At 67.1% G+C, this 8227-nt stretch carries 8 protein-coding genes, 1 tRNA gene and 1 pseudogene; 1 reads left to right on the forward strand and 9 read right to left on the reverse strand.

Annotation, left to right across the window (positions count from 1 at the left end; translation table 11 throughout):
- Nucleotides 1-102, forward strand: a pseudogene (locus tag GV832_RS21180) (IS5/IS1182 family transposase); the annotation flags it as partial.
- Nucleotides 103-412: 310 nt separating this feature from the next.
- Here GV832_RS21180 and GV832_RS21185 read toward each other — a convergent pair.
- The 9 genes from GV832_RS21185 to GV832_RS21225 all read right to left on the reverse strand — a co-directional run bounded on the left by GV832_RS21185 (nucleotide 413) and on the right by GV832_RS21225 (nucleotide 8107).
- Nucleotides 413-487: transfer RNA gene (locus tag GV832_RS21185), tRNA-Glu, on the reverse strand.
- Nucleotides 488-845: 358 nt separating this feature from the next.
- Entirely contained in the window at nucleotides 846-2576 is a 1731-nt protein-coding gene (gene recJ, locus GV832_RS21190) for a single-stranded-DNA-specific exonuclease RecJ (RefSeq protein ID WP_168776863.1), read from the reverse strand.
- Between the two features lie 226 nt (nucleotides 2577-2802).
- Nucleotides 2803-3780, reverse strand: coding sequence for a class II fructose-bisphosphatase (gene glpX / locus GV832_RS21195; protein WP_168776864.1), 978 nt, complete (start codon nucleotides 3778-3780; stop codon nucleotides 2803-2805).
- A gap of 65 nt (nucleotides 3781-3845) precedes the next feature.
- Nucleotides 3846-4091, reverse strand: coding sequence for a hypothetical protein (locus tag GV832_RS21200; protein WP_168776865.1), 246 nt, complete (start codon nucleotides 4089-4091; stop codon nucleotides 3846-3848).
- The gene (locus GV832_RS21205; RefSeq protein ID WP_168776866.1) at nucleotides 4088-4369 is read right to left on the reverse strand and encodes a hypothetical protein; all 282 of its coding nucleotides are present in this window, start codon (nucleotides 4367-4369) and stop codon (nucleotides 4088-4090) included. Before GV832_RS21205 ends, GV832_RS21200 begins: the two co-directional genes overlap by 4 nt.
- The gene (locus tag GV832_RS21210; protein ID WP_168776867.1) at nucleotides 4366-5775 is read right to left on the reverse strand and encodes a radical SAM protein; all 1410 of its coding nucleotides are present in this window, start codon (nucleotides 5773-5775) and stop codon (nucleotides 4366-4368) included. The genes GV832_RS21205 and GV832_RS21210 overlap by 4 nt, the downstream gene beginning before the upstream one ends.
- The gene (locus tag GV832_RS21215; protein ID WP_168776868.1) at nucleotides 5772-6533 is read right to left on the reverse strand and encodes a prolipoprotein diacylglyceryl transferase family protein; all 762 of its coding nucleotides are present in this window, start codon (nucleotides 6531-6533) and stop codon (nucleotides 5772-5774) included. The genes GV832_RS21210 and GV832_RS21215 overlap by 4 nt, the downstream gene beginning before the upstream one ends.
- A 1-nt stretch (nucleotide 6534) precedes the next feature.
- Nucleotides 6535-7827 (reverse strand): homoserine dehydrogenase, encoded by a 1293-nt coding sequence (locus tag GV832_RS21220; protein WP_168776869.1) that lies wholly within the window; start codon nucleotides 7825-7827, stop codon nucleotides 6535-6537.
- A gap of 79 nt (nucleotides 7828-7906) precedes the next feature.
- Nucleotides 7907-8107 carry a hypothetical protein gene (locus tag GV832_RS21225; protein WP_168776870.1) on the reverse strand — a complete coding sequence of 67 codons (201 nt, stop codon included), beginning with the start codon at nucleotides 8105-8107 and terminating at the stop codon, nucleotides 7907-7909.
- Nucleotides 8108-8227 lie beyond the last annotated feature (120 nt).

The raw sequence follows: 8227 nt of genomic DNA on the forward strand, positions 1-8227 counted from the left end.
CGCCTCAAGGACTGGCGCAGGATCGCAACCCGCTACGACAGATGTCCCAAGGTCTACCTCTCGGCCATCGCACTCGCCGCAACTGTCATCTTCTGGCTCTGAAACTCAATGAGTCCTGAACCTAGTCCCTTCTTTCCGGGTGCCCCGCCTGCCAAAGTGGTATGACTTTCAATGATGCGGTTTACGTCCTTCATCATTGTAGTTTCGAACTTACCCAAAGCGTTTGACGGCATAATTCCCCCCCGGTTCGACTTATGTGTAGGACAAAAGATCACGTTCGCGTGATCGTTTCCAGCCTGTCGCAGCGCCCGAAGGGCCGCTTTCAAGGGTCATTCTGTCATGGGTAGATTGTGGGTAGAGATTTTCGACCTTGCCGATTATTGAGTAAAATCAACAATTTACAAAGGTTGGATGGCAGCCCGTAGGGGAGTCGAACCCCTCTTACCTGGTTGAAAACCAGGTGTCCTAACCGATAGACGAACGGGCCACGCTGTCTGGTGGGGCGGTGTTTAGCGGGGGTTGCGCGGGGGTGCAAGAGGTATTGCCCGGTTTTGCGTGGATATTTTTCGACCCGCGCGGACTGGGTCTCGACCGGGATGCGTCTGGATGCGGGCCCCTCCAGACGCGGCCTTTCGTCATGATCCGGCCCCGGTCCCCGGGGCGCTTTGGGCGGCAACCGGGGGCAAGTCGGCGGGGCCGCGCTTGGCTGCGGGGCGCGGCTGTGCAGTCGGCAGGGCCACCGAAGACGGTTCACCGAAGACGGTTCACCTTAGACGGGCCACCGAAGCAGGTCACCGAGCAGGGTCACTGAGCAGGGTCTGCGGGCAGGGGCTCGGGCGGCGCCCTCAGGCGGGGGCCGCGTCGTCGAGGCGCAGTTGGGGTTTGCTCTTGCCGTTCCAGTGGTTCAGTTCAAGCCGCCCGGCCAGGTGAAAGGGCTGGTGACCGGGAAATTCCAGCGCCGCGCCCAGGGGCGTGTCGAAAGCGTTGAAGGCCATGGCCTCGATCCGCGCGCCCTCAGAGTCGCCGAAGCTCAGCTTCAGGTGCTTGTCGCCGATCCGCCGCGCCACGATGCGTTGCGCCGCAAAGGCAAAGCGCGGTGCGGGGGCCTGGGCGCCGAAAGGTCCGGCCTGGTCGATCTCGGCGATCAGCTCGGGCGTGGCGGCCGAGGGCATCAGAAGCGCCGTGATGGGCAGATCGCCCGGCCCCTCGTTTCCGGCGCCCTGGCGGGCCAAGAGCGCATCCAGCCGCTCCATCGCCGGGATCAGTTGCGCGCGGGTCAGCGTCAGGCCCGCCGCCATCCTGTGGCCGCCGCCCTTCTCGATCAGACCCTCTGCGGCCAGCCTCTGGATCGCCGCACCCAGGTCCACGCCCGAGACCGACCGGGCCGAGCCCTTGCCGATATCGCCGTCAAAGCCGATGATGACCGAGGGCTTGTGCGTGGCCTCCTTGACCCGGGCGGCCACGATGCCCACGACGCCGGGATGCCAGCCGTCTTCGGCCGCCCAGGCCAGGGCCTGGGTCGCATGGCTGTCGACCTGGGCGAGGGCCGCTTCGCGGACCTGGGCCTCGATCTCGCGGCGCTCGGAGTTCAGGGCATCGAGCCTTTGGGCGAGGCTCGTGGCCTCGGTCAGGCTGTCGGTCGCAAGAAGCCGGGCGCCAAGGTCGGCCTGGCCGATCCGCCCGCCCGCGTTGATCCGGGGGCCAAGGACGAAGCCCAGGGCATAGGGCGAGGGCGCCTGGTCCAGCCGGGCGATGTCCGAAAGCGCCCTGAGCCCGATGCGCTCGCGCCGGGCCATGACCTTCAGCCCCTGGCGCACGAAGGCCCGGTTGACGCCCACCAGCGGCGCCACATCGGCCACGGTGGCCAGGGCCACCAGGTCCAGAAGCCCCATGAGGTCGGGCAGCGCCTGGGCGCCCTTGAGCCGCCGGTTCATCTCGACCAGCAAGAGGAAGACGACGGAGGCCGCACAAAGATGGGCAAGCCGGCCGTCCTCGTCCTGGCGGTTGGGATTCACCACGGCCAGCGCGGCAGGCAGGGTCTCGGCGGCGAGGTGGTGATCCAGGATGACCACGTCGCATGAGGCAGCGGCCACGGGCGCATGCGAGAGCGTGCCGCAATCGACGCAGATCACCAGGTCATGGGCCGCACCAAGGGCAGTCATGGCGGGGATATTCGGCCCATAGCCCTCGTCGATGCGGTCGGGGATATAAAGCGTGGGGGTCAGGCCGAAATGCCGCAGCCAAAGGATCAGCAGGGCTGCCGAAGAGCCGCCGTCCACGTCGTAATCCGCGAAGATCGCGATGCGCTGGCGGGATTTGACCGCATGGATCAGGCGGTCGGCGGCAAGGCCCATGTCGCGCAGGGTCATGGGATCGGGCAGGAGGTCGCGGAGTGCCGGGGTCAGGAAGAGCGGCGCCTCCTCGGCCGTGACGCCGCGCGCGGTCAGGGTGGCGCAGAGGGGCAGGGGCAGGCGCGTCACCTGCGCCATGGCCTCGGCCAGGCGGCGGGAGGCGGCGTCAGGGCCGATCCAGCGCCGGTTCAAGATCGAGTTCGTGACGTTGAGGAAGGCATCCATGGGGCAAGGGCATGCCGGAAAGGGCGGTCTTCTGCAACGGGATTTCTTGGCGGATCGCCCGGGAGGGTTTCACACCCTCCCGGACCCTCCCGTGGGATATTTGTGCAAGTATGAAAGGTAAGGGGGGCGGTCCTGGTGCTGGGGGGGCGCAACAAAAAGCGCGCCCTTGGACGGGGCGCGCTTTTTGTCAGCCGCGTAGCCCGGGGTAAACCCCGGGGCTTGCGGCTTATTTCACCGGGGTGCGATAGGTCACGCGGCGGACCGAGCCGGTTTTCGAGCGCATCAGCAGGGTTTCCAGCGTCAGGTGGCCCGGTTCGCGCTTGATCCCCGCCAGGAGAGAGCCCGAGGTCACGCCGGTCGCGGCAAAGATCACGTCCGATTGCACCAGGTCGTCACGGGTATAGACGCGGTCGAAATTGGTGATCCTGGCCTTGCGGGCGCGGGCCTTCTCATCCTCGTTGCGGAACACGAGCTTGCCGTAGAACTGCCCGCCCATGCATTTCAGCGCCGCCGCTGCCAGCACCCCTTCCGGCGCCCCGCCTGAGCCCATGTAGATGTCGATCCCGGTCACATCGGGTTCCGCGCAATGCATGGCGCCCGCCACGTCGCCATCGGTGATCAGCCGGATCGCGGCGCCTGTCGAGCGGATTTCGGCGATCAGCTCTTCGTGGCGCGGGCGGTCCAGGACGCAAGCCGTGATGTCTGCGGTCGAGACGCCCTTGGCCGCGGCAAGGGCCGAGATGCGCTCCGACGGGGTCATGGCGAAGGTCACGGTGCCGGGCTTGAAGCCCGGGCCGATGGCGAGCTTGTCCATATAGACGTCGGGGGCATGCAGAAGCGTGCCGCGCGGGGCCATGGCGATGACGGTGAGCGCATTGGGCATGTCCTTGGCGGTCAGGGTCGTGCCCTCCAGCGGGTCGAGCGCGATATCCACGGCGGGGCCTTTGCCGGTGCCGACCTCCTCGCCGATGTAGAGCATGGGCGCCTCGTCGCGCTCGCCCTCGCCGATGACCACGGTGCCCGCGATGTCCAGGAGGTTCAGCTGTTCGCGCATCGCGTTGACGGCGGCCTGGTCGGCGGCCTTTTCATCTCCGCGCCCAATGAGGGAGGCGGAGGCGACGGCCGCGGCCTCCGACACGCGGGCGAGGCCGAGCGACAGAAGGCGGTCCTGGAATTCGGCTTTGGTGGGGGTGATTTCGGGCATGGCGGGCTCCTTTGGGCTTTGACCCCGGGTAGCCTTGGCAGCCCCGGGCGGCAAGTCTGGTTGCGCTAACGGAAGGTGTCGGGACCGGGCGGCGGGCTGGATTTGCGGGCTTTGCGCCACAGGGTGAGGCCAAGCCAGTCCAGCACACCCGAAAGGCCAAGAGCAAGGGCGCCCAGGGTGAGGCTCTCAGCGTCAAAAGACCCCGCCCCAAGCAGCGCGTAGACAATACCGGCTATGGCCGCAATCAGGGCGCCTGCGAAGACAGCAAGAGCGAGAAGGCGCAGGGCGAGGCGGCGGCGAAGGTCGGTCACGGCGACTTTGTCTCGTCCTTGGTCTCTTCGCCCGCAAAGGTCGCGGCAGAGGGCAGGGCCGGGCGCGAGAGCCTGCGAAAGATCAGGACCGCGATGGTGATGCAGACGGCGGCGATGCCAAGGCCCGTGGCCCAGATCGGCAGGAGGTCGGGGCCTGCGAATTCCCCGCTTTGAAAGAGGGCGGGGGTAAAGAGGATGGAGCAGCCCCCGGTCAAGAGCGCCACGCCGCAAAGGATCAGGGCAAAGAGGAAGGCGAGGATGCGCAGGAGGTCCTTCATGCCATGGCCCTTTTTGCGACCAAGGAGGCGGCGCGGCGGGAGCGGGCCTCCTCGTCGCGGTAGAAGAGGTTGTAGGTGTCGAAGGGGATGATGCCCTCGGGCGTCAGGAAATGCACGCAGGAGCGTTTGACGCGGGAGAGGCAGAAGTTGTGGGGGTCGAGGAACTCGGAAATCGCCACGCGGAAGAGGTCTTTGTAGCCGACCTCGGAGGGCGCCTCGATGCCGGGGAAGCAGCAGAAGAGCGTTTCCAGCCGCTCGGGGACGACCTGATCCACATTGGTCAGCGAGAAGAAGTCGAAGATGCGCTCTCGCAGGCCGGGGTGGCGTTCGAAGGTGACGGAGTTGGGGAGTTCGGAGAGGAGCAGGTCCTTGGGCAAAAGGCCGGTGATCGGGGCGACCTTGGCACCCGACCGCAGGCCGTAGCCCACGCAGATCGAGGAAGGGTTGCAGGGCAGGGGGATCATGTCTTGCGCGGCAAAGACCCCGTGGGAGATGATGCTGGCGCGGATGTCCGAGAGGGTGATGCGGTCTTTTGCGGCATCGAAGCCCTCGTTGCGGCCGGCATCCTGGATCGGCTGGAAGGTGACGCCCCTCACGCATCCCCATGTCAGCGCATGGTCGATGATGGCGCCCACCTCGTCGTCGTTGACGCCTTGCTTGACGGTGACGACGAGGGTGGTGGAGATGCCCGCCGTCTCCAGCGCCTGGAGCGCCTGCTGGCGGATGCGGGTCAGGTCGGCGCCTCGGAGCTGCTTCAGGGCTTCCGCGCGCAGGCTGTCGAATTGCAGATAGACCTCGAAGCCGGGCTTCAGGGTGGCGAGTTCGGCGACAAAGGCCGGGTCCTTGGCGATCCGCAGCCCATTGGTGTTCAGCATGACATGGCGGATCGGGCGCGCCTTGGCGGCCCGGAGGATGTCGATGATCTGGGGGTGCAGGGTCGGCTCGCCGCCCGAGATTTGCAGCAGGTCGGGCTCGCCCTCCGCCTGGACCAGCATGTCCAAGAGCGCCTCGCATTCGGCCAGGGTCTTTTGGCCCTGGGCCAGGGGCGAGGATCCCGCGAAGCAGACCGGACATGTCAGGTTGCAGGTCTCGTTGACCTCGAGGATGGCGAGGCAAGAGTGCTGCTCATGGTCGGGGCAGAGGCCGCAGTCATAGGGGCAGCCCTCTTCGATCCGGGTGGCGAAGTGCTGGGGGCGGTCGGAGGGTTTGACCCAAGTCTCTTGCGCGAGCCAATAGGCGGGGTCGGAGGAGACCTTGACCTTTTGCACGCCATGGCTCCGGCAGCGTTTCAGGTAAAAGACCGCGCCGTCCTCTTCGATGATCTTGGCGGGCACGGGGGCCAGGCAGTCCGCACAGAGCGAGACGGTCTGGCCGAGGAAAAGGTAATTGGCAATCTTTCGGGTCATTTTCTCACCATGACCAAAGCATATGCCAAAAGCCCGGCGCAGGTCATGTGGAAAAGGTTCATCGGGCCAAGGATGCCCGCATAGGGTTTCAGGAACTCCAGCCCGAAGCGCTGGGCCGCGTAGAAGCCCACCATCAGGTGGAAGCCATGGGCGGCGAAAAGCGGTGTTTTCCGCCAGGCCAGGGCCGCGAGGAGGAAGGCCAGCATCGCCAGGCTCTCATAGGCGGCGACGGGGTGGCGGGGGATGCCATCGCCGAAATCCACGCCCCAGGGCAGGGTGGTCGGGATGCCGTAGGTGTTGTCCTCCAGCCCCGAAAGCGCGCAGCCGATGCGGCCCACGATCACCAGAAGGCAGAAGGTGGGCACGAAGAGGCCCCCGGTCGAGCCCTTGATGCCATTCAGGCGCTTGTAGGTCTCGACGGCGATGATGCCTCCGGTCAGCGCACCCAGGATCGAGCGGCCGATGGCGGGCACGCCCGAGAGCCAGAGGATGGCGGTGCCGAGGATGTAAGACCCAAGCAGGATGCCCAAGGAGAGCGCGGTGAGGTAGCCTTCGCGCCCCACCGGGCCGAGGCGGGCTTCCAGGGGGGCGGTCGGTGCCTCGCGACCAAGATTGGCCTCACCGGGTCGAGGTCCCGGCCCCCCCGGACCTGATCCGGGGCCAGGACGGCTTGGCCCTGGTTCGGCACGCGTCCAGAGGAAGGTTCCTACCCCCGCCACGACCACCGAGAGGAGGTCGAAGACGAGGTGGACCCCCATCTCAGACCTCTTCGATGCGCAGGGCCACCGGCTCGCCCACCAGGACCCCCGTCCCGGCAAAGCGGGCCACCGCATCGGCGATATCAGCGGGCGCGGCCTTGTGCGTGACGATCAGCACCGGGGCATGGATGCCCTCGTGGCCGTTCTGGCGCATCTGGTCGATGGAGACCCCCGCCTCGCCGAGGCAAGTGGCGATCTTGGCGAGTGCGCCGGGCTTGTCCAGCAAAGTCATTCGCAGATACCAGGCCGAGGGCGCCTGGGCCTTGGCCGGGATCGCCTTGGTCAGGGTCGAGGCCGGCTGGCCAAAGGTCGAAACCCGCGTGCCCCGGGCCAGGTCGATCACGTCGCCCATCACGGCGCTGGCCGTCGGACCCTCTCCGGCGCCGGGGCCGCGCATGACGATCTGGCCGACGCTGTCGCCCTCCAGCACCACCATGTTCGTGCCGCCCTGCAGCTGCCCAAGCGGGCTGTCGGCGGGGACAAGGCAAGGCGTCATCCGCTGCTCCAGCCCCCGGCCCGTCATCTGCGTCACGCCCAGAAGCTTGATTCGGTAGCCGAGGTCTTTCGCCATGCGGATATCGTCCAGAAGGATGTTCTGGATGCCCTGCAACTCCACCGCGTCAAAGGCCACCTGGGTGCCAAAGGCGATGGAGGAGAGCAAGGACAGCTTGTGCCCCGCGTCGATCCCGCCCACGTCCAGGTTCGGATCGGCCTCGAGATACCCAAGCTTGGCGCATTCGTCGAAGAGGACGTTATAGCCCTGGCCGGTCGCCTCCATCCGCGTGAGGATATAGTTGCAGGTGCCGTTCATCACGCCCATGACGCGCTTCATGGCATTGCCCGCAAGCCCCTCGGTCAGGGCCTTGATCACCGGGATGCCGCCCGCCACGGCGGCCTCAAAGCGGATCACCCGGCCCTTGGCCTCGGCGGCGAGCGCCAGGGCCTGGCCGTGATGGGCCAAAAGCGCCTTGTTGGCCGTCACCACATCCTTGCCCGAAGCGATGGCCGCCTCGGTGGCGGCCTTCGCCGCCCCCTCATGCCCGCCCATGACCTCGACGAAGACGTCGATATCCGGGCGCTGGGCCAGGGCCACCGGGTCCGCCTCGAAAGCATAGGCCGAGAGGTCGATGCCGCGATCCTTCTGCGACCGGGCCGAGACCGCCACGATTTCCACGCGGCGCCCGGCCCGGGCCGCGATCAGCGCCCCATGGGTCTGCACGATGCGCACCACGCCGCGCCCGACGGTGCCAAGGCCCGCGATCCCGAGACGAAGGGGGGGAAGGGATTGGGTCATGGCGCTCACCTCGTGCTGTGTTTGCAAAGCCTGTTAGCCGTTTCGCGCGCGCCCTGCAACGCGGGCCTTCGCGCGGGCCTCACCGCCCGCTGGCAGCCCAATCCCGCAGCGCCGCCCCGCGCGCCGCCACGCCCGGCCCCGGATCAGCCGGAACCGGATCCGGGATCAGCCCTTGCAAGGGCAAAAGCCCCGGCGTCGCAGGCGGAGCCCCCGGCGGCCAGTCCACCACGGGCCGCGCCACGCAGGCCGAAAGGCAAAGGCAGATCAGCACAAATCTCATGCCCCAACCCTAAGCCATCCTGCCCATGCCCCCAAGCCCAAGGTTTCAACGCGGGTGAAATATCCCCCAGAGGGGTCCGGGGAGAGGGGGCACCCTCTCCCCGGCGGGTGAGGGGTCTGG

This window comes from Stagnihabitans tardus, assembly GCF_009925085.1.
GTDB classification, from domain to species: domain Bacteria; phylum Pseudomonadota; class Alphaproteobacteria; order Rhodobacterales; family Rhodobacteraceae; genus Stagnihabitans; species Stagnihabitans tardus.